The organism is Jiangella aurantiaca (genome assembly GCF_004349105.1).
In the GTDB taxonomy this organism is placed as follows: domain Bacteria; phylum Actinomycetota; class Actinomycetes; order Jiangellales; family Jiangellaceae; genus Jiangella; species Jiangella aurantiaca.
In genome coordinates this window covers 1-21,508 of sequence record NZ_SMLB01000015.1, presented here as the reverse complement: position 1 = coordinate 21,508, position 21,508 = coordinate 1, and the positions used below count along the sequence as shown (strand labels likewise).

The 21,508-nt window shown below is 72.3% G+C and carries 19 protein-coding genes and 1 tRNA gene; 17 read left to right on the top strand and 3 right to left on the bottom strand.

All coding sequences use genetic code 11. The annotated features are described in order from the left end of the window. Positions 1–75 precede the first annotated feature (75 nt). From E1262_RS13040 to E1262_RS13030, 3 genes are read left to right on the top strand one after another with little or no spacing between them, the layout of a single operon-like run. Entirely contained in the window at positions 76–363 is a 288-nt protein-coding gene (locus E1262_RS13040) for a hypothetical protein (protein ID WP_132103572.1), read from the top strand. A 34-nt stretch (positions 364–397) separates the two neighbouring features. Beyond that, on the top strand, positions 398–2,494 hold the full coding sequence (locus E1262_RS13035; RefSeq protein WP_132103571.1) for a DUF6571 family protein: 2,097 nt from the start codon (positions 398–400) through the stop codon (positions 2,492–2,494). Beyond that, positions 2,491–3,069, top strand: coding sequence for a hypothetical protein (locus tag E1262_RS13030; RefSeq protein WP_132103570.1), 579 nt, complete (start codon positions 2,491–2,493; stop codon positions 3,067–3,069). The genes E1262_RS13035 and E1262_RS13030 overlap by 4 nt, the downstream gene beginning before the upstream one ends. Before the next feature lie 753 nt (positions 3,070–3,822). Here E1262_RS13030 and E1262_RS13025 read toward each other — a convergent pair. Both E1262_RS13025 and E1262_RS13020 read right to left on the bottom strand, forming a co-directional pair. After that, on the bottom strand, positions 3,823–4,896 hold the full coding sequence (locus E1262_RS13025; RefSeq protein ID WP_132103569.1) for a hypothetical protein: 1,074 nt from the start codon (positions 4,894–4,896) through the stop codon (positions 3,823–3,825). Then, positions 4,893–5,270, bottom strand: a complete 378-nt coding sequence (locus E1262_RS13020; protein WP_132103568.1) for a hypothetical protein — start codon at positions 5,268–5,270, stop codon at positions 4,893–4,895. The genes E1262_RS13025 and E1262_RS13020 overlap by 4 nt, the downstream gene beginning before the upstream one ends. Positions 5,271–5,386: 116 nt before the next feature. Here E1262_RS13020 and E1262_RS13015 point away from each other — a divergent pair, with 116 nt between their 5' ends. Both E1262_RS13015 and E1262_RS13010 read left to right on the top strand, forming a co-directional pair. Next, the gene (locus E1262_RS13015; protein WP_132103567.1) at positions 5,387–7,309 is read left to right on the top strand and encodes a TIGR03960 family B12-binding radical SAM protein; all 1,923 of its coding nucleotides are present in this window, start codon (positions 5,387–5,389) and stop codon (positions 7,307–7,309) included. A gap of 98 nt (positions 7,310–7,407) precedes the next feature. Continuing rightward, complete coding sequence (locus E1262_RS13010) at positions 7,408–8,232, top strand: PhzF family phenazine biosynthesis protein (RefSeq protein WP_203453823.1); 825 nt, start codon at positions 7,408–7,410, stop codon at positions 8,230–8,232. Between the two features lie 3 nt (positions 8,233–8,235). On the opposite strand, the gene E1262_RS13005 is transcribed toward E1262_RS13010, so the two are convergent. Then, on the bottom strand, positions 8,236–9,618 hold the full coding sequence (locus E1262_RS13005; RefSeq protein WP_132103565.1) for an FAD-binding oxidoreductase: 1,383 nt from the start codon (positions 9,616–9,618) through the stop codon (positions 8,236–8,238). Between the two features lie 114 nt (positions 9,619–9,732). Between E1262_RS13005 and E1262_RS13000 the strand changes: the two genes are divergently transcribed. From E1262_RS13000 to E1262_RS12950, 12 genes are all read left to right on the top strand, one after another. After that, entirely contained in the window at positions 9,733–10,467 is a 735-nt protein-coding gene (locus E1262_RS13000) for a TIGR03936 family radical SAM-associated protein (RefSeq protein WP_132103564.1), read from the top strand. Between the two features lie 467 nt (positions 10,468–10,934). Next, positions 10,935–14,075: an Rne/Rng family ribonuclease gene (locus E1262_RS12995; protein WP_132103563.1), complete on the top strand. Its 3,141-nt coding sequence runs from the start codon at positions 10,935–10,937 to the stop codon at positions 14,073–14,075. Positions 14,076–14,200: 125 nt separating this feature from the next. Next, entirely contained in the window at positions 14,201–14,515 is a 315-nt protein-coding gene (rplU, locus tag E1262_RS12990) for a 50S ribosomal protein L21 (RefSeq protein WP_132103562.1), read from the top strand. A gap of 14 nt (positions 14,516–14,529) precedes the next feature. Next, positions 14,530–14,790, top strand: a complete 261-nt coding sequence (gene rpmA / locus E1262_RS12985) for a 50S ribosomal protein L27 (protein WP_132103561.1) — start codon at positions 14,530–14,532, stop codon at positions 14,788–14,790. Between the two features lie 95 nt (positions 14,791–14,885). Next, positions 14,886–16,229 carry a GTPase ObgE gene (obgE, locus tag E1262_RS12980; protein WP_132103659.1) on the top strand — a complete coding sequence of 448 codons (1,344 nt, stop codon included), beginning with the start codon at positions 14,886–14,888 and terminating at the stop codon, positions 16,227–16,229. 13 nt (positions 16,230–16,242) lie between these two features. Then, positions 16,243–17,403: a glutamate 5-kinase gene (gene proB, locus E1262_RS12975; RefSeq protein ID WP_132103560.1), complete on the top strand. Its 1,161-nt coding sequence runs from the start codon at positions 16,243–16,245 to the stop codon at positions 17,401–17,403. Between the two features lie 309 nt (positions 17,404–17,712). Continuing rightward, complete coding sequence (locus E1262_RS12970) at positions 17,713–18,960, top strand: glutamate-5-semialdehyde dehydrogenase (protein WP_132103559.1); 1,248 nt, start codon at positions 17,713–17,715, stop codon at positions 18,958–18,960. 17 nt (positions 18,961–18,977) lie between these two features. Beyond that, a complete protein-coding gene (locus E1262_RS30890) occupies positions 18,978–19,124 on the top strand; it encodes a hypothetical protein (protein ID WP_203453822.1) in 147 nt (48 codons plus the stop codon). Between the two features lie 28 nt (positions 19,125–19,152). Then, a complete protein-coding gene (gene nadD, locus E1262_RS12965; protein ID WP_238992918.1) occupies positions 19,153–19,749 on the top strand; it encodes a nicotinate-nucleotide adenylyltransferase in 597 nt (198 codons plus the stop codon). Positions 19,750–19,796: 47 nt separating this feature from the next. Continuing rightward, entirely contained in the window at positions 19,797–20,195 is a 399-nt protein-coding gene (gene rsfS / locus E1262_RS12960; protein ID WP_132103558.1) for a ribosome silencing factor, read from the top strand. Next, on the top strand, positions 20,192–20,827 hold the full coding sequence (locus E1262_RS12955) for a histidine phosphatase family protein (RefSeq protein ID WP_203453821.1): 636 nt from the start codon (positions 20,192–20,194) through the stop codon (positions 20,825–20,827). The genes rsfS and E1262_RS12955 overlap by 4 nt, the downstream gene beginning before the upstream one ends. Positions 20,828–20,940: 113 nt before the next feature. Next, positions 20,941–21,013 (top strand) — tRNA-Ala (locus E1262_RS12950). Positions 21,014–21,508 lie beyond the last annotated feature (495 nt).

The following is a 21,508-nucleotide window of genomic DNA, read 5'->3' as shown; positions in this document are numbered from 1 at the left end:
GGCAGCCGACCGCGAGGTCTGACGTCAGTCCCGAACGACCAGCGGGCACCTGAGCACGAAGGTGAGCGAACGAGGGTGAGCGAAGAAGTCGACAACCAATACAAGCTGGCGCTCTATGACGAGTTGCCGGTTCTCCGGGGACACGCGAGCATCTGCGGCTTCGCCTTCTACCAGGTGCAGGACGCCCTCGAGGCCGAGGCGTGGACGAGCAGCACCGCCGACGCGTTCTCGACGGCGCTCGGGGAACACCACCGCACGGCGGGCGACGCCGGCGGTAGCGCGGGCACGGCGCTGGAGAACAGGTACGACAGCGAGCCGGACAAGGTTCCGGCCGACGATGCCCGCGCCCACTGGGCCGGATGACCTCGCAACCGTGCACGCGTCAGGAGTTTGACCATTGGCCAAGGCTCAGATCATCGTCGAGGAGTTCCGCAACCTCGTCACCGGCGTCGAGTACGGCAAGGAACGCCTGACCGAGGCGAAGCAAGGCCTCACGAACGCCCTCAACCGGTTCGACATCGATCACGACCTCGGCACCCAGGTGCAGGCCGCCATCGACTGGGCCGACACCGAGCTGCCCGGCGTACGCCGGCGGCTGTCGCTGGCCGAGTCGCTCGAGAACTCCAATCCCGAGTGGCCGGCGGGCAGCGTGGAGCTCGAGGAGACCTCCATCTCCACGGTCTCGCCCGAGGAAGCACAGCAGAACGGAGAGGACGCCGCGCAGGCGCTCATCGACTCGCACGGCGACATCCCGCAGGAGGTCATCGACGAGATCCTCGCCAACGCGAACGACCCGTACTTCGCCGCCGGGCTGGCGCAGAACCTGTCCCCGGAACAGGTGGCGTCGCTGCTCGACACCTACGACGCGCTGGGTGAGGCGCGGGGGGACCAGAACTTCGCCACCAACGAGAGCCGGCGCGACCTCATCACCGGACTGGGCACGGTCTTCGGCACCGCGACGCGCAACACCGGCGACCTCGCGATGCCCGCGGAGTACGCCGACCAGTGGTCCGACGCCATCACCGCGCCGGTGCACGAGCAGGGCGGCGAGGCGATGGAGAACCAGTCCCAGTACCTGGCGCTGCTCATGTCGCAGGGTGTGTACTCCCGGCCGTTCCTCAACGAGGTCGGCGACGACCTCTACGCCTACGAGAACGAGGGCGAGGACGGCGCCGTCTGGGGTCCCAAGAGCAACCACATGGACCCCGTCCTCGACGCCAACGGCGACCCCGTCATCGACGTCATGGCCACCTACATGCTCGCTCTTTCGAACAACCCGCTGGCCGCCCAGGACTTCTTCTCCGAGGGCGGTACCGAGGAGGTCGACATCGAGGGCACCAAGATGCAGATCAACTCCCGGCTGCAGTACTTCCTGCACGAGCGCAGCTGGAACTACGACACCGACGCGAGCAACGGCGGCAACCTCGGCCTCGCCCTCGAGGCCGCCACCACCACGTTCCGCAACGGCGAGTACACCGGCGAGATCTCCGCCCAGATCGCCTCGCAGACCTTCACGCTCGTCGGCGACATCACCGGTGACGACGCGTCCGGCGGCTTCTTGGGCATCGGCGGCAGCGAGGGCTGGCAGATGTGGAACGGCCTGCGCGGCCCGATGGCCGACATGCTGGCCTCCTACGCGCCGGACCTCATGCGGGTCGCCCGCACCGGGCAGGCAGACGGCGCGCTGAACAACGGCTGGACGGTCGGTCCCGAGACCGAGCTGCTCGGCGACGGCGCGCCGTACGGTGCGGCGATGAACCCGGCGCTGATCCAGCAGATCCTCGGCACGTTCGGCAAGGACGGCCAGGACGAGCACCTCAACACCGTGCTCGCCGGCGTCGGCGCGGCCTCCCAGTGGCGCATGTCCCAGGCGCTCGACGACGCGCTCGACGACGGCACGCCGCCGCCGGCGCCGGTGGCGATGCTGCTCGGGCAGAACGTGCCGGAGCTCACGACGGCCACCAACGAGATGGCCGCGACGCTCGGCTGGGTCCTCAACGGCGCCTACCGCGGCGCGCTGAGCGAGGAGGAACTGGCGCAGAAGCAGGCCGAGATGCGCTCGCAGGTCTTCGGCGCGCTCACGTCGCTGCCCGGGCTGGAACCGGCCAGCGAGTGGGGCAAGTTCGCGTTCGAGCAGGTCACCAGCCAGATCGAGGACGCCATGGGCAACGTCGAGGGCACCGCAAGCGGCGACTTCTCGGAGCTGTCGGCCAGCGAGAAAGAGGACCTCGAACGCATGATCCTCAACCAGATGCTGGCCAGCGGCTACTTCGACCAGGAGTACATCGACGCCGCCAACCAGGGCGGCGACCGGTACGGCGCGCCGCCGCCAGAGGCCATCAAGCCGGGCAGCAACCCGCCCGAGTTCGACTTCGAGAGCGAGGCGTACAACACGTGGCTGCGCGACCGCTTCCCGATGGACTCGTTCCTCAACACCAACGTGTACCCGCCGTTCGACGAGCACCTGAACGCCGGCGCGGAGCTGGCCAAGTGAGATTGCTGAAGACCGCCGCCGTGCTGGTGGCCGCCGTGCTGGCGGTCGCGGGCTGCGGAGACGACGACGAAGGAGACACCCCCGTGGACACGAGCACGATCCCGGCGACGGCGCCCGGCGGCGAGCTGCTGTGCGACTTCCTGCCCGCCGAGAGCGCCGCGCTGGCGCTGGGCGGCGAGGTCAGCGCCGAGGGCGGCCAGGTCACGCGCGACACCCAGGGCGTGCTGACCAGCGCCGGGTGCCGGGTCACCGTCGACGGCGGCAGCGACGTCGCGCTGAGCGTGCTGGTCGACTACATGATGGGCAGCGCGCGCACCGGATTCGAGGACGGCCTGGCCGACGCCGAGACATACCACCAGCTCCCCGACGACCGGGGCCTCGGCTACACGTTCACCGACGGCGACACCGCTCAGGCGCGGCTGTCGCGCGGCGACTACCTCGTCGAGGTGCGCATCGCGGCCCCGGCCGAGAGCCGCGACGGCGAGGCGGACGCCGCGGCCATCGCCCAACAGGTCGGCCAGACCCTGGAGATCCCCGAGGAGTGGACGCTACAGGGCACACCGCCCTCGCGCTGACGTGCGCGCCTGGCCTCGTCCGGCGCCTAGATGATCACGTTCACCACGGAATTTCGTGTCGTACTACGCCTGCAATCGTGTCGACGCTGGGGTGATCGTGGTGATGGCCCCAACCGACGACAGCAACCTCACACCGTTGCGTTGATCATGGAATCCGGCGGCCCCACCGCTCGCGCCGCGTCGCCGACCGGGGCGCCCGGCCCGTCGCCACACCGCCCCATCTCCTGCTGCCCGATGGTCTTGGCCGCGTACCCGCGCCTCCGCGGCCCTTGGCGCTAACAAGGGGACGGGACGGGTGTTGGCGACGGGCGAGGCGTCGCCGGTTCTCCACTGCGTCCACGTGGTGAGATCTCGCCGTGATCTGGGGCACGTCACGACGTTTTCTGGAGCCTCACTACGCCTGCGATCGTGGTGAGGCTGCAGACATCCTGGTGATGTAGGCGATCCTTGATGATCACGGCTGCCCACAGGCGGCAGGTGCACGCCACGGCACCTCGAGGTGTGCCCAGACTCGCCCCGTCCCCTGATCGCTGGCCGTTCGCGGCAAGAGAATGGGGCAGCAGGGGGAGGACGAACGCCACGAAAACCGGCGAACCGCACACCCGGTGAACCCTGACCCGCCGACCCACGGAAACAGCAGAAGCGCCGGAAATGATCAGGTGAAGTAGGCGTGTCCCGGTTCACCAGATGCATCTGGCTGGTGAAGCGGGAGAACGCCTGGTCCGACACCCCCGGAACCCGGCTGACGTGTGTTCAGGCCGGGCGCAGCTGCTCGGCGGCGGCCGCCACGGCGGGGTCGTCGCTCTCGCGCAGCGCCGCCCACTGCTCCTCGTAACCGGCTGGCGGCGCCAGCTCGCCGGTGCCGCGGGCGGCCGTGGCCACCGTCGCGGCGGTGAGCTGCGCCAGTTCGTCGTCGCCGGCGTGGACGACGGCCCGCACCAGCGTCTCGGGATCCGTGGTGTGGACCAGCTCGCGCGCGTAGTACGGGTCGTGCCGGTTGGCCCGGAGGTCGGCGACCAGCTCGCGCGTCGTCTCGTGGTCGCCGGGGACGCCGAAGCGGTGGGCGGTGGTGCGGGCGGCGTCGTAGGACTCTTGCACCGGCTTGGTGCTGATCTGCGACTCGTCGCCGACGTACGGGCGCGGCAGCGGGCGGTGCTCGGTCGGCTGCGTGCCGCCGCCGCCCTCGCCGAGCAGGTCCTGCGCCATGGCCAGGCGGCGCCGCAGGCCGGGCAGCACCTCCTGGATCCAGTCCGCGACCTGGTCGAATCGCGCCGTGTCGGAGGTGTCGAGGTGCACGCCGGACAGGATGGTGCGCATCTCGTCCTGCAGCGACACGATCTGCTCGCCGGCCCGCTCCATGGCCGCGACCAGCCGGGTCATCGCCTCGACGTCGATGGAGACCGTGGTGTTCGGCGGCTGCGGCTGCTCGGGCTGCTCGAGCACCGGCTCGTCGACCTCTGGGTCGCCGGGCTTGGTGGGGTGCTCGGTGTCGCCGAAGTCGTCGGTGACGGGGGTGTCGTCGCCGTCGTCGTCGCTGTCGGCGTAGAGCGGGTCGTCGGGGGCCTCGGCCTCCGGCTCGGCCGCCGGGTCGTCGGCGGACGGGTCCTCGGCCGCGTCGTGGGTGGGTTCGTCCGCGACGTCCTCGGAGCCGCCACCGCCACCACCGCCGCCGCCGTAGCCGCCACCACCACCGTCGTCGTAGGAGGAGTAGTCGATGGCGGTGTGGTCGACGTACTCCTTTTCGATCGACCCGCCGGCCAGCTTGTCGGTGTCGGCGCCGCCGACCTTGCCGGGCTCGGGGGCGAGGCTGTCGCCTGTCTTCGTCACTGCGGCCGCACCTCCAGCAGCTCGTCGCCGCGGGCGTCGAGCGCGGTCTGGATGGTCTCGACGCAGCTCCCGGCGACAGAGCCGGCCAGCCGCGCGTGAACCGTGAGGCCGTTGGAGAACTCGTCGGCGAGGCGGCTCACCCAGGCGCCGTCCTCCATGGCCCGCTGCGCGGCGGCGAACAGCGACTCGCAGTCCTCGGCGACCAGCTGGGCCCGCTGCAGCGCCATCTCGAGCTCCTCGCGGCTGCTGGTGCCGGGGTCGGGCGGCGGGATGGTCGGCGGCCGGGCGATGATGTCGGGCTGGACCTCCAGCGGCCGGGTCTCGAACGACGGCGTCTGGAAGGCATCCGGGACGACGTGGGCGGAGTCGGTCATACCTGCTGCCTTTCATTGCAGACGCCTGGATGTCCGGTCGTGCCCGAGACCCGGTTCTTTCGTGGTGGTTACCATACCCGTGACCGCCAAATAGACCACCCGTGAGTAGGACGTCCATGCCCGTCGATTCCCTGTTCGACCAGCTCGAGCCGTTGCTGGCGAGGGTGGCCAAGCCCATCCAGTACGTCGGTGGGGAGCTCGGGGCGACGGTGAAGGACTGGGACGCCGCCCAGGTGCGGTGGGCGCTGATGTACCCCGACGCCTACGAGGTCGGCCTGCCCAACCAGGGCGTCCAGATCCTCTACGAGCTGCTCAACGAGCAGGACGGCGTGCTGGCCGAGCGCACCTACGCTGTCTGGCCGGACCTCGAGCGGCTCATGCGCGAGCACGGCATCGGCCAGTTCACCGTCGACGCGCACCGGCCGGTCGCCGCGTTCGACCTGCTCGGCGTCTCGTTCGCCACCGAGCTCGGCTACACCAACCTGCTGACGGCGCTCGACCTCGCCGGCCTGCCGCTGCTGGCCGCCGACCGCGGCGACGACCATCCCGTCGTCATCGCCGGCGGGCACTCGGCGTTCAACCCGGAGCCGGTCGCCGACTTCCTCGACGCCGCCGTGCTGGGCGACGGTGAGGAGATCGTGCTGGCCATCACCGAGGTGGTGCGCGAGTGGAAGGCCGAGGGGTGTCCCGGCGGCCGCGACGAGCTGCTGCTGCGGCTCGCGGCCGGCGGCGGAGTCTATGTTCCGAAGTTCTACGACGTCAGCTACCGGCCCGACGGCGCCATCGCGGCGGTCGTGCCCAACCGGCCGGGCGTGCCCGCGACCGTCCGCAAGCACACCGTCATGGACCTCGACCAGTGGCCGTACCCGCGCAAGCCGCTGGTGCCGCTGGCCGAGACCGTCCACGAGCGGTACAGCGTCGAGATCTTCCGCGGCTGCACCCGCGGCTGCCGGTTCTGCCAGGCGGGCATGATCACCCGGCCGGTGCGCGAGCGCTCCATCGAGACCATCGGCGCCATGGTCGCCGAGGGTGTGAAGAACTCCGGCTTCACCGAGGTGGGACTGCTGTCGCTGTCCAGCGCCGATCACTCCGAGATCGGTGAGATCGCGAAAGGGCTGGCCGACCAGTACGAGGGCACCAACACGTCCCTGTCGCTGCCGTCCACCCGGGTCGACGCGTTCAACGTCACCCTGGCCGACGAGCTGTCCCGCAACGGCCGCCGGTCCGGGCTGACCTTCGCGCCCGAGGGCGGCACCGAGCGGATGCGCCGCGTCATCAACAAGATGGTCAGCGAGGACGACCTCATCCGCACCGTCAGCACCGCCTACAGCAGCGGCTGGCGGCAGGTGAAGCTGTACTTCATGTGCGGCCTGCCCACCGAGACCGACGACGACGTGCTGGCCATCGCCGACCTCGCGAAGCGGGTCATCGAGGCCGGCCGGAAGGCGTCCGGGCGCGGCGACATCCGGTGCACGGTGTCCATCGGCGGGTTCGTGCCCAAGCCGCACACCCCGTTCCAGTGGGCCGGGCAGGCCGGCCACGAGGTCGTCGACGCCCGGCTGCGCAAGCTGCGCGAGAAGGTGAAGTCCGACCGCACCTACGGCAAGTCGATCGGGCTGCGCTACCACGAGGGCAAGCCGAGCATGGTGGAAGGGCTGCTGTCCCGCGGCGACCGCCGGGTCGGGCGGGTCATCCGCGCGGTCTGGGAAGACGGCGGCCGGTTCGACGGCTGGGGCGAGTACTTCTCCTACGACCGCTGGGTGGCCGGCACCGAGCGGGCGCTGGCCGATGAGCCCGTCGACCTCGCCTGGTACACCACCCGCGAGCGCGACCGCGACGAGGTGCTGCCCTGGGACCACCTCGACAGCGGCCTGGACCGCGACTGGCTGTGGGACGACTGGCAGGACGCCCTCGACGAGGTCGAGTTGGACGACTGCCGCTGGACGCCCTGCTTCGACTGCGGCGTGTGCCCGTCCATGGGCACCGAGATCCAGACGGGCCCGACCGGCCGCAAGCTGCTGCCGCTCACCGTCGCCTGACCGGCGAAGCGAAACCAGGATCACAGTATTCAACCCGGTCATACCGGACCAGTGGGATTGGTGGTGATCCGGTGATGGCGGGCTCGTACGCTGGGACCGTGCGGATCCTCGTCGTCGACGCGTTCACCGATCGCCCCTTCGGCGGCAACCCCGCCGGCGTCTGCCTGCTGGACCGTCCGGTGACCGACGAGTGGATGCAGTCGGTCGCGGCCGAGCTGAAGCACTCCGAGACCGCGTTCGTCGAGCCGGTCGAGGGCGACGAGGCGGCCCGGGCCACCCCGGCGGTCGACTACCGGCTGCGCTGGTTCACGCCGGAGGTCGAGGTCGACCTGTGCGGCCACGCGACGCTGGCCACGTCGCACGTGCTGTTCGAGCGCGGCGAAGCCGGCCCGATCCGGTTCAGCACCCGCAGCGGCGTCCTCACCGTCACCCGGGACCGGTCCGGCGCGGTCGGCATGGACTTCCCGGCGCTCCCGGCGCAGGCCGCTCCGGCGCCGGACGGCCTGGCCGCGGCGCTCGGCGTCACGCCGGTGTGGACCGGCCGGAGCCGGTTCGACGTCGTCGCCGTCGTCGACTCCGAGGCGGCGGTGCGTGGCCTCACGCCCGACCTCCTGGCGCTGGCGGCGGTCGAGGCCCGCGGCGTCATCGTCACCGCCAGGGCCGACGGCGGCGCACCGTACGACTTCGTGTCGCGGTTCTTCGCGCCGTCGCAGGGGATCCCGGAGGACCCGGTGACGGGGTCGGCCCACTGCGTGCTCGGGCCGTACTGGGCGAAGGAGCTGGACCGGCCCGACGGCGCCCCGCTGACCGGTGCGCAACTGTCCGCGCGTGGCGGTACCGTCGCGGTGACGATGCGCGGCGACCGCATCGAGCTGGCGGGCCGGGCGCGCACCGTTCTCGAGGGCGAACTGCGCGGCGTCTGAGCGTCAGGCGGGGGCGACGTTGTGGTTGCGCCGGAACAGGTTCGTGGGGTCGTAGCGCGCCTTGACGGCGGCCAGCCGGGCGTAACCCTCGGCGCCGAATCCGGACACGACCCGGCTGTGTCCTTCGTCGCCGATGAAGTTGAGGTAGACGGCGCCGGTGCTCCACGGCCGGACGGCGGCGCAGACCTCGTGTGCCCACGCGATGCCGCGATCGTCGTCGGCCGGGTCGGTCCACAACCCGAACGGGTGTACAACCCAGCCGGCGTGCCGCCATGGGATCGGGTAGTCGCGGGGCCCTCGCGCGATGGCGCCGCCCATGCTGAAGAGCACGTGCTGCGACGCCGAGGGCACGATCATGGCCTCGGCCTGGGAGCAGAACGCGTCGACGGCCTCGTCGGGCAGCGACTCCAGGTGCTCGGCTGACCAGTAGTTGCGGTAACCGGGCGGATCGTCCAGGGCGGCCTGCAGCTCGTCGTAGGGCAGCTCGGCAACCATGGCGCCCGCGGGCGCGGCGTCGAACAACGGCGCCGCCAGTTCGCGCAGCGACCGCTCGCTCCCGGCGTGTACCAGCACGACCGCCAGCGCCAGCCGGCCGACCAGGTCCGCGGGCACGAAGTCCTCGCCCTCGGGGCCGGTCAGGTAGATCGCGCCGCCGCCGAGGGTGTCCGGGCCGGCCTGGATCACGTCGCGGAAGATTCGCACGATCTCGGGCCCGCGTGCGGGCGGCCAGAGCAGGAACCCGAGGGTGGACTCCTCGAGCGGGTGCAGCCGCAGCGTCATCGACGTGACGACGCCGAAGTTGCCACCGCCGCCGTGCAGCGCCCAGAACAGGTCCGGATGGCTGTCCTCGGCGGCGCGGACGATCTCGCCGCCGGCCGTCACCACTTCGGCGTCGACGAGGTTGTCGCAGGCCAGCCCGAACAACCGGTCGAGCCAGCCGGTCCCGCCGCCGAGCACGAACCCGCCGACGCCGGTGGTCGACACGCGGCCGCCGGTGGTGGCCAGGCCGTGCGACCGGCAGGCGCGGTCGAGGTCGGCCATGGTGGCGCCGCCGCCGACGGTGGCGGTCCGGGCGGCCGGGTCGACGCTCACCTCGCTCATCCGGCGCAGGTCGATCACGAGCCCGCCGTCGGTGAGCGCCTGTCCGGACACGCTGTGCCCGCCGCCGCGGACCGCCAGCTCCAGGCCGCGTTCGCGGGCGAACGCCACGGCCAGGGCCACGTCAGCCCGGCCGGCGCATTGGACGATCAGGCCCGGGCGGCGGTCGATCATCGCGTTGAAGATGGTCCGCGCGTCGTTGTAGCCCGGGGACTCCGGAGCCAAGAGGTCACCGGCCAGCAGCGAGCGGAGCCGGTCGTACGTCGCGTCGTCGCGAAGTTCGGTCATCGTTCTGCCCCCCACAGCGATTGACTGGGCCCGAACGTACGCTTGCCGCCCGCGCGTGACAATGGGTGATCGACCGGCGATTCGGCCGGCCCGCACCGCCCGAGAGGACACACCCTGAGCACCGCGCCGCACCAGCAGCTCCCCGCCGTCCAGCGGCTCCGCGTCCGGTTCGCCAAGCGCGGCCGGCTGCGGTTCACCAGCCACCGCGACTTCCAGCGCGCGTTCGAGCGGGCGCTGCGCCGCGCCGACGTGCCGATGGCCTGGTCGCAGGGGTTCACGCCGCACCCGCGGGTGTCCTACGCCGGCGCCGCGCCCACGGGTGCGGCCAGTGAGGCCGAGTATCTCGAGCTGGCGGTCACCCGGGTGTGCGATCCCGAGCAAGTGCGGGCCGCGCTCGACTCCGCGCTGCCGCCGGGCCTGGACATCGTCGAGGTGGTCGAGGCCGGTCCCGGCGCGCTGGCCGACCGGCTGCAGGCGTCGAGCTGGGCGATCCAGCTGCCCGGCGCGGTCCCCGAGCAGGCCGCGGCGGCCGTGACGGCGTTCCTGACGGCCGCCTCCGTGCCGGTCGAGCGGCTGACGAAGAACGGCGTCCGGCAGCTGGACCCGCGGGCCGCCGTGCTGCGGCTGACCGCCGACACCGCCGCCGACCCAGTCACGTTGCGGGCGGTGATCCGGCACCAGTCGCCGACGGTGCGGCCCGACGAGGTGCTGGCCGGGCTGCGCATCGTCGCCGGGTTCACCCCGCCGCAGCCGCCGCGCGCCGTCCGGCTGGCCCAGGGGGTGTGGGACGACGACGCCGGCGTGCTGGCCGATCCGCTCGCCGACGCGCCCGGACGGCACGACCCGTGACATGGTGCGACGTGATCTACGGCACATGGTAAGGCGTCGGCGCTGAGCTGCGGCGATGCGCTGCCTTCGGCGGTGACCCGAGGTGTCCCGGGCGGTCGCGGTCACGGTTTCCGGGCGGACATGTGCGATACTCGGAACTGGTCGGGCGGTACACGCCGCTCGGTCCGACGATGTCCTCGCCGACGTCCCGTGTGGTCGACCGTGGTCGCCGCGGAGACGCTCGGCACGCTGGGCCCGCCAAGCGGCCCAGCCGCGAGGCGCCCCGACCAGGGTGCGCCGCCGCGGCGGGCGCTGAGCAAGGCCTGACGACGCACAGGTCCGGTGGACGTCGCCGATCACAGGCTTTCCACCTGTAGCGGCCGTGTCAGGGCGCTCCAGGTGGCCCGATGCAGTGACCCGGCAGATGGGCAGCAGCGCGCCGAGCGAGGCGCGGCGCCCCATCCACTGGGCCGACAGGAGTGCACCACATGCAGGAAGAGACACCCGGTTCGCCCGGAGATACCACCTCGCCAGCGCCGGCCCCGGCCGACGCGACCGGCACCGAGCCGGCGCAGCCGCGCCGCCGACGTGCCGCCAGCCGGGCCGCGGGCCCGCCGGTCGCCGAACCCACGCTGCACGACGCCGGCGAGCCGGTGACCGGCGACGACGCGCCGGCCGCACCGGCCAAGAAGACGGCGAAGAAGGCCTCGGCCAAGAAGACGGCCGCGAAGAAGACCGCCAAGAAGGCGCCGGCGAAGAAGGCCGCCGCCCGCAAGGCGGCCGCCACCGAGGCGGGCGCCGGGCTGCTCGCGGTCGAGGACCCGGTCGCCGAGGCCGCGGTCGCTGAGGCCGAGGTCGCCGTGGCCGCATCCGTCGCCGACGCGCCGGCCGCCGAGGAGGCGCCCGTGATCGAGGAGGCGCCCGCGCCGCGCAAGCGCTCCCGGTCGCGCAAGGCTGCCCAGCCCGCCCCTGAGCCGCTGCCGGCCGTGGCCGACGCCCAGACCGCGGACGCCGAGGACGAGACCTCCGCCGCCGCTCTCGCCGACCCGCACCCGGCGTTCGCGCCGTCCGGCACCGAGAGCGAGGCCACCGAGGCGCGCGCCTCCGCCGTCCTGTTCCAGCCTCCGACGTTCTCCGCCGCACCGCTGTTCGCCGCGCCCGACCCCGAGGCCGCGCAGCCGGCCCGCGGCCGCCGGCGTGCGAAGCCCGAGCCCGAGCCGGAGCCCGAGGTCGAGGTCGAAGAGACCGAGGAGGAGCTCGAGACCACCGCCGCCGCCGATGACTCCGACGACGACGGCGACGGCGAGGGCGACGGCACCCGCCGCCGGCGCCGCCGCCGCGGTGGCCGTGGCCGCCGCCGTCGCTCCGACGACAGCGCCGACTCCGGCGACGACGACTCCGACGACGAGCACGGCCGGTCCGAGTCCGACGACCACGGCGACGACGGCGCCGACGACGCCCAGGGCGAGTCCGACGACGACCAGGCCGACACCGACGAGGGCGGCACCCGCCGTCGTCGCCGGCGCCGTCGCCGCCGCAACGACGACGGCGACGAGCCCCGTCCGGACGACCCGCCGAACACCGTCGTGCGGGTCCGCGACGGCCGCGAGCTCGACGACGAGGTCACCTCGGTCAAGGGCTCGACTCGTCTCGAGGCGAAGAAGCAGCGCCGCCGCGAGGGCCGCGAGGCCGGACGGCGCCGTCCGCCGATCCTGTCCGAGGCCGAGTTCCTGGCCCGCCGCGAGGCCGTCGACCGCGTCATGGCGGTCCGGCAGTCCGGCGACCTCACCCAGATCGCCGTGCTCGAGGACGATGTGCTGGTCGAGCACTACGTCAGCCGCACCTCGCAGCAGTCGCTGATCGGCAACGTCTACCTCGGCCGGGTGCAGAACGTGCTGCCAGCCATGGAGGCGGCGTTCGTCGACATCGGCCGCGGCCGCAACGCCGTCCTCTACGCCGGCGAGGTCGACTGGAGCGGCCTGGGCAAGTCCGACGGCCCGAAGCGCATCGAGGACGTCCTCAAGTCCGGCCAGCCGGTGCTCGTGCAGGTCACGAAGGACCCGATCGGCCACAAGGGCGCCCGGCTGACCAGCCAGGTGAGCCTGCCCGGCCGGTACGTCGTCTACGTCCCCGGCGGGTCGATGAACGGCATCAGCCGCAAGCTGCCCGATACCGAGCGCACCCGGCTGAAGAAGATCCTCAAGCAGGTCGTCCCCGAGGACGCCGGCGTCATCGTCCGCACCGCCGCCGAGGGCGCCTCGGAGGAGGAGCTGACCAACGACGTCGCGCGGCTGAAGGACGAGTGGGAGGCCCTGCAGAAGAAGGCGTCCAGCGGCAACGCCCCGCAGCTGCTGCACGGCGAGCCCGACCTCGCCATCAAGGTGGTCCGCGATCTGTTCAACGAGGACTTCACCAAGCTGGTGGTCTCCGGCAACAGCGCCTGGGACACCATCGAGGAGTACGTCTCCAGCGTGGCCGGCTCGCTGCGCGACCGCGTCGAGAAGTGGACCGGCACCGACGACGTCTTCGCGGCGTACCGCATCGACGAGCAGATCGCCAAGGCCATGGACCGCAAGGTCTGGCTGCCCAGCGGCGGCTCGCTGGTCATCGACCGCACCGAGGCGATGACCGTCGTCGACGTCAACACCGGCAAGTTCACCGGTTCCGGCGGCAACCTCGAGGAGACCGTCACCAAGAACAACCTCGAGGCGGCCGAAGAGATCGTGCGCCAGCTGCGGCTGCGCGACATCGGCGGCATCATCGTCATCGACTTCATCGACATGGTGCTCGAGGCCAACCGCGACCTCGTGCTGCGGCGGCTGGTCGAGTGCCTCGGCCGCGACCGCACGAAGCACCAGGTCGCCGAGGTCACGTCGCTGGGCCTGGTGCAGATGACCCGCAAGCGCATCGGCACCGGCCTGCTCGAGGCGTTCAGCGAGCCGTGCCCGCACTGCAAGGGCCGAGGCCTGCTCCTCCACACCCACCCGGTCGAGTCCGGCAACGGCTCCTCCGGCGGCTCGTCCGGGTCAGACGAGGGCCGGTCCAGCCGCTCGGAGCGGCGCGGCCGGCGCCGCAAGGCCGAGCCGGCGCCGTCGCCGCAGCCGGTCGAGGGGCTGACGCCGAAGCTCGAGGCGCTGGCCAGCCCCGGCGAGGCCTCGCCGGCCGACCTCATGCCGGTCGGCGCCAACGGCAACGGGATCGGCGGCCAGCAGCCGGACGAGCCCGCCGCGGTGTCCGAAGCCGACGCTACGACCGAGGCGGACGCCTCCACGACCGAGAGCGGCGCCGCCGCGACGGCGGCCGAGCAGCCGGCCCCCACTGGCCGACGCCGGCGGGCCGTGCGCGCCGCGGGCAGTGCCACGACGGCGGCCGAGCCGGCCGCCGCCACCGGTGACACCGACGCGGCGAGCACGAGCGAGTCCGGCGCCACGTCGTCGGCCACGCCACCGCCACCGCCGCCTCCGCCGCCCGCGGAGACGCTGATGACCGGCCCGGCGCAGGTCGAAGCCGCCGCTACCGGCCAGCCGGCGGCGACGCCGCCGCCGGCCGACGAGCCGACGACCGAGCCGGTCCGTCCACGCCGCACCCGGCGCCGGGCCGAGCGTCCGGCCGGCAGTCCCGTCCCCTGAGTTTGACCCGACCCTGACCAATTCCGTACCCTAGGGCGTCGGCGCTCTTCGCGCCCATACCCGCGTGCCCGCTCCACGAGCGTCGGCATGCGCGCCCGAAGCCCGAGTGAGAGAGTGAGTCCGCGGTGTACGCGATCGTCCGCAGCGGCGGCAACCAGAGAAAGGTCTCCGTCGGAGACGTCATCGACGTCGATCGGCTCGACAACGCCGAGGTCGGCGCCACCGTCACGCTGCCGGCGGTCCTGCTCGTCGACGGCGAGACCGTGACCACCGACGCCAGCAAGCTGGCGGGCGTGTCCGTCACGGCCGAGGTCGTCGGCGCCACCAAGGGCCCGAAGATCCACATCCTCCGGTACAAGAACAAGACCGGGTACCGGCGGCGCCAGGGGCACCGCCAGAAGTACACCCAGGTCAAGGTCACCGGCATCGAGACGAAGTAGGCAGGTACCTCGAGATGGCTCACAAGAAGGGCGCCTCGTCCAGCAAGAACGGGCGCGACTCCAACGCTCAGCGGCTCGGCGTGAAGCGCTTCGGCGGCCAGGTCGTCAGCGCCGGCGAGATCATCGTCCGCCAGCGCGGCACCCACTTCCACCCGGGCGACAACGTCGGCCGCGGCAAGGACGACACCCTGTTCGCCACGTCCGCCGGCGCCGTCGAGTTCGGCGTCAAGCGTGGCCGCAAGGTCGTCAACATCGTCGTGCCGGCGGGGGAGTGACCCCCGCTCCACACGAGCAACACACCTGACTCATCAGGGCGGGCCGGTCACTCGACCGGCCCGCCCTTTTTCTGAGGAATTTGCATACCATGGCCATTCCGTCGTTCGTGGACCGCGTCGTCCTGCACCTGGCGGCGGGTGACGGCGGGCACGGCTGCGTGTCGGTCCACCGCGAGAAGTTCAAGCCGCTGGGCGGTCCCGACGGCGGCAACGGCGGGCGCGGCGGCGACATCGTGCTCGTCGTCGACCCCAACACCACCACGCTGCTGGAGTACCACCGCTCGCCGCACCGCCGGGCGAAGAACGGCGCCCAGGGCGAGGGCAGCCACCGCGACGGCGCCAACGGCGAGGACATCGAGCTGAAGGTTCCCGACGGCACCGTCGTCAGCACCCGCGACGGCGAGGTGCTGGTCGACCTCGTCGGCGCCGGCACCCGCTACGTCGCGGCCCAGGGCGGCCACGGCGGGCTGGGCAACGCCGCGCTGGCCAGCAAGCGCCGCCGGGCACCCGGCTTCGCGCTGCTCGGTGAGCCGGGCGAGACCAAGGACGTCGTGCTCGAGCTGAAGAGCGTCGCCGACATCGGGCTGGTCGGTTTCCCGAGCGCCGGCAAGTCCAGCCTCATCGCGGCCATCTCCGCGGCGCGGCCGAAGATCGCCGACTACCCGTTCACCACGCTGACCCCGAACCTCGGCGTTGTCGAGGCCGGCGACGTCCGCTACACCGTCGCCGACGTCCCCGGGCTGATCGAGGGCGCCAGCGAGGGCCGCGGCCTCGGCCACGCGTTCCTGCGCCACGTCGAGCGCTGCAAGGCGCTGGTGCACGTCGTCGACCTCGCCACCATGGAGCCCGGCCGCGACCCGCTCAGCGACATCGACGTCATCGAGGCGGAGCTCGAGAAGCACGGCGGGCTGGAGAAGCGGCCGCGCATGGTCGCGCTGAACAAGATCGACGTGCCCGAGGGACGCGAGCTGGCCGACCTGGTCCGCCCCGAGATCGAGGCGCGCGGCTGGGAGGTCTTCCCGGTCTCCGCGGCCACCCACGAGGGCCTGCGCGAGCTGACGTACGCCATGGGATCGCTGGTCGCCGCCGCCCGGGCCGCCGCGCCCCCTCCGGAGCCGACCCGCCTGGTGCTGCGCCCGGCCGCCGTCGACGACTCCGGCTTCACCGTCACCGACGAGGGCGAGCGCTACCGCATCCGCGGCGTGAAGCCGGAGCGGTGGATCCGGCAGACCGACTTCACCAACGACGAGGCGGTCGGCTATCTCGCCGACCGGCTGGCGCGGCTCGGCGTCGAGGAGGCGCTCATCGCGGCCGGCGCCCAGGCCGGCGACGAGGTGGTCATCGGCGGCGAGGACGCCGTCGTGTTCGACTGGGAGCCCAGTGTCAGTGCCGGCGGCGAGCACCTCGGGCCCCGAGGCACCGACTCCCGCCTGAGCTGACGAGGAGGACACCGTGACCGGCACGGGCAGCACCCGCGGCGCCGTCGCTACCGCGCAGCGGGTGGTCGTCAAGGTCGGGTCGTCGTCGCTGACCACGGCGCACGGCGGCATCGACGACGCCCGGGTCGCCTCCGTGGTCGACGCGCTGGCGAAGGCGCGTGCGTCGGGGCGCGAGGTGGTGCTGGTGTCGTCCGGCGCCATCGCGGCCGGGCTGGCGCCGCTGGGCTTGGCCACCCGGCCGCGCGACCTCGCCCGCCAGCAGGCGGCCGCCAGCGTCGGCCAGGGCCTGCTGATGGCCACCTACACGGCCGCGTTCGCAGGTCACGGCCTGCGGGTGGGCCAGGTGCTGCTGACGGTCGACGACGTCACCCGCCGCTCGCACTACCGCAACGCCTACCGGACGCTGCACCAGCTGCTGCAGCTCGGCGTCGTGCCGGTCGTCAACGAGAACGACACCGTCGCCACCCACGAGATCCGGTTCGGCGACAACGACCGGCTGGCCGCGCTGGTCGCCCAGCTGGTCCATGCCGACCTGCTGGTGCTGCTCTCCGACGTCGACGGCCTCTACGACGGCAACCCGCACAAGCCCGGCGCCACGCGACTCAGCGACGTGCACAGCCTGGCCGACCTCGACGGCATCGACATCGGCTCGGCCGGCCGGTCCGGACTGGGCAGCGGCGGCATGGTGACGAAGGTCGAGGCGGCCTCCATCGCGACCGGCTCCGGCATCGACGTCGTGCTGGCGTCGGCGCCCGAGGTGTCCGCGATGCTGGCCGGCGACCCCGTCGGCACCTGGTTCCACCGCCGGGCCGCGCGCCGCGCCACCCGGCTGCTCTGGCTGGAGCACGCCACCGACGGCCGCGGCAGCCTGACCCTCGACGCCGGCGCCGTGCGGGCCGTCGTCGAACGCGGCGCGTCGCTATTGCCGGCCGGCATCACCGCCGTCGCCGGGACGTTCACCGCCGGCGACCCGGTCGATCTGCTGGACGAGACCGGCCGCATGGTGGCCCGCGGCGTGGTCAACTACGACGCCGCGGAGCTGCCGGCGCTGCTCGGCCGCTCGACCAAGGACCTCGCCCGCGAGCTCGGGCCGGAATACGAGCGCGAGGTCGTCCACCGCGACGACCTCGTGCTGCTCGGCCGGCCCTACAAGGACCGTCACCTCGATGGGTGAGCGTCTGGTGTTGCCCTGGCGACACCAAGCGCTCACTCATCGCATGACCGTGCGGCCGGACCGGCTCGGTGAGCGCTGACCGCGCCCGCCGGGTCAGGACGCGATCTTCACGTCCTGCTCGGCGACGCCGCGCTCGACCAGCGCGTCGGCCAGGGCGGCCGCGGGCCGTGGCAGACGGCCGCGACCACGCCGCTGAACATGCTCTTCCTCGCCTACCGCCCGCCGGTCGCCGGACGGCGAGCCGTCGCCGCCGTCCGCGACCGGCTGCTCGACGGACTGCGAGCGCCGGCGGGCAATTAGACTGACCGGGTGAGCACAACCCTCGCCGACCTGGGCCGCGCGGCCCGCACGGCCGCCGCCGAGCTGGCCGTCCGCACCCGCGCCGAGAAGGACGCCGCCCTGCACACCATGGCCGACGCGCTGGTGGCGAACGCCGCTGCGATCATCGAGCGCAACGCCGCCGACGTCGAGCGGGCCCGCGAAGCCGGCACCGCCGACGCCATGATCGATCGCCTGCGGCTGGACGAGTCGCGCATCGCCGGCATGGCGAGCGGGCTCCGGCAGGTAGCCGGCCTGCCCGACCCCGTCGGCGAGGTCGTCCGCGGCTACACGCTCCCCAACGGCCTGCAGGTCACCCAGCGCCGGGTGCCGCTGGGCGTCGTCGGCATCATCTACGAGGCTCGGCCCAACGTCACCGCCGACGCCGCCGGACTGGCGCTGAAGAGCGGCAACGCCGTCCTGCTCAAGGGGTCGTCGAGCGCCGCGGCGTCCAACGAGGCGATCGTCGGCGTGCTGGCAGCGGCCGTCGAGTCCGCCGGGCTGCCGGGTGCCGCCGTCCAGCTGGTCCAGGGCGGGCACGACCAGGCGAAGGAGCTCATGCGGGCACGCGGCCTGGTCGACGTGCTCATCCCGCGTGGCGGCGCCGGGCTGATCCGCAGCGTGGTCGAGGAGTCCACCGTCCCCGTCATCGAGACCGGCGTCGGCAATTGCCACGTGTACGTCGACGCCGACGCCGACCTCGCCATGGCGCTGGAGATCCTGCTCAACGCGAAGACGCAGCGGCCCAGCGTGTGCAACGCCGCCGAGACGCTGCTCGTGCACGCCGGCGTCGCCGCCGAGTTCCTGCCGTCGGCGCTGGCCGCGCTGCGCGACGCCGGGGTCACCGTCCACGGCGACCAGCGGGTCCAGGGCTACGACGACGCCGTCGTGCCGGCCACCGACGACGACTGGGCCGCCGAGTACCTCTCGCTCGACCTCGCCGTCGCCGTCGTCGACACCCTCGACGACGCCGTCGCGCACATCCGGCGGTGGGGGAGCGGGCACACCGAGGCCATCGTCACCCGGTCGCTGGAGGCGTCGCGCCGGTTCGCGGCCACCACCGACTCCGCCGCCGTCATGGTCAACGCCTCCACCCGGTTCACCGACGGCGAGCAGCTCGGGTTCGGCGCCGAGATCGGCATCTCGACGCAGAAGCTGCACGCCAGGGGCCCGATGGGGCTGCCGGAGCTCACCACGACGACGTACGTCGTCACCGGTGACGGTCACGTGAGGGGCTGACGGTAGGCTTGCGCACCATGGACACCGTCGTGCTGTTGGCCGAGGAGGCGCACTCCTCGTCCCATGGGTTCCCGGCCTGGGGCTGGGGCCTCTCCGCGTTCGGCATTCTCGTCGTGCTACTGCTGATCGTGCTGAGCTTCGGCAAGGGGCGTCCGCACGCCTGAGCTGGCGTCAGGCATTACGGTGTCGTCGGTGAGCAAACCGAAGCGGCTCGGCGTCATGGGTGGGACGTTCGACCCCATCCATCACGGGCACCTCGTGGCCGCCAGCGAGGTGCAGCACTGGTTCCACCTCGACGAGGTGGTCTTCGTGCCCACGGGCGAGCCCTGGCAGAAGAGCGACCGCGACGTCACGCCGGCCGAGGACCGTTACCTGATGACGGTCATCGCCACCGCGTCGAACCCGGTGTTCTCCGTCAGCCGGGTCGACATCGACCGCGGTGGCCCCACGTACACCGTCGACACGCTCCGCGACCTCCGCGCACACTACGGCGAGGACACCGAGCTGTTCTTCATCACCGGCGCTGACGCGCTGGAGCAGATCCTGTCCTGGCGCGACCACGATGAGCTGTTCGAGCTGGCCCACTTCGTCGGCTGCACCCGGCCCGGGCACGACCTCTCCGCCGTCGGACTGCCCGAGGGCAAGGTGACGCTGGTCGAGGTGCCCGCACTTGCCATCTCGTCCAGCGAGTGCCGCCACCGGGTCGTGGGCGGCGAGCCGATCTGGTACCTGGTGCCCGACGGCATCGTCCAGTACATCAACAAACGCGGCCTCTACATCGAGGCATGAGACGCTGGACCGGTCATGCTCCGGTCCCACGAGGAGAGGAACGCCGCTTGACCGCAACCGATCGCGCGATCCAGCTGGCGGTCGCCGCCGCGGAGGCCGCGTCCGACAAGCTGGCCGACGACATCGTCGCCTTCGACGTGTCCGAGCGGATGGCGATCACCGACGTGTTCCTGGTGTGCTCGGCCTCCAACGACCGCCAGGTGCGCTCCGTCGTCGACTCCGTCGAGGAGAAACTGCGCAACCTCGGCGCCCGCCCCGCCAGCCGCGAGGGCGAGCGGGAGGGGCGCTGGGTGCTGCTCGACTACCTCGAGATCGTCGTCCACGTGCAGCATGCCGAGGAGCGGGTGTTCTACGCCCTCGAGCGGCTGTGGAAGGACTGCCCGACCATCGAGCTGCCCGCCGAGGTGAACGCCGGCCGGGGCCCGCGCTCCGGAGACGGGGAGTGAGCCGCCGCGTCGTGCTCTGGCGGCACGGCCGGACGGAGTGGAACGCCGCTGGGCGGTTCCAGGGCCAGACCGACGTCGACCTCGACGACCTTGGCCGCGAGCAGGCGCGGGAGGCCGCCGCCCGGCTGGCCGCCCTCGCGCCGGACATCCTGGTGTCGTCGGACCTGCGGCGTGCCCAGGACACCACGGCCGCGCTGGCGACGCTGGTCGGCCTGGACGTCCAGCTCGACCCGCGGCTGCGCGAGACCTACGCCGGCGAGTGGCAGGGCTGCACGACGGCCGAGATCGCTGCCCGCTGGCCCGACGAGTTCAAGGCCTGGCGTGGCGGCGACCCGCTGCTGCGGGTCGGCGGCGGCGAGACCCGCCAGGAGGTCGCCGAGCGGATGTTCGCCGCCGTCACCGACGCCGCCGCCGGGCTGCCCGAGAACGGCCTCGCCGTACTCACCTCCCACGGCGGCGCTGCCCGGCTGGGCATCGCGGCGCTCATCGGCATGCCGCTGCACCGCTTCACCAACGTCGGCGGGCTGTCCAACTGCTCGTGGTCCATGCTCCGCGAGGGCGACGACGGCTGGATCCTCGTCGAGCACAACGCCGGCACGCTGCCCAGCCCGGTGGTGATCGAAGAGGGGTGACCTGGTACCCTCTCGGAGGTCGATCGGGCCGCTTCGGAGGGCCGATCGCCACGGGTGGGTCGGATTATGAGGTTCACCCGGCCGTCGGCTAAGCTTACGAAGCCGTTCGGCACGGGGCTGTGGCGCAGCTGGTAGCGCACCTCCATGGCATGGAGGGGGTCAGGGGTTCGAGTCCCCTCAGCTCCACTTATTTCTGCAAGTCAGAGGGTTATGGCGGCGGGATTCGATGTCCTGTCAGCCGCCAACTCGACAGAAACTGAACACTTCAGCGGCGGTCGCTGCGGCTTTCGCAGGATTGATCGGGTACGACCTTGCAGGTCAGCGGCCGAGACTTCGGGGAACCGAGACTTGATGGCAGGTCCGTAGGTCGACACTTGACCGATGGGGGTCAAAGCGCAAGGCCGATTCATGGTGTGGCCGCAAGGGCCGGTCGGGCGTGGCATCGAGTGATCAGGTTCATCGGGCCGATCGTTGCCAGATCGGGGAGTGGCTTGCCTCCGGCCTGAGCCTGCGCGCTGCCGGTGCGAGCGCTAGCGGTCTGTGGTGCGTCACTCCGGCTCCCCTCTGTTGTCAACCGGCTCGTTTGAGGGATTGCTTGGCTGCGGGCTTCCGGGAGGGTGGGCTCGGTTGTAGCGTCGGTTTCGCGGGTCCGGGAAGTGGCTGATCCGAAGTGTCGATGTG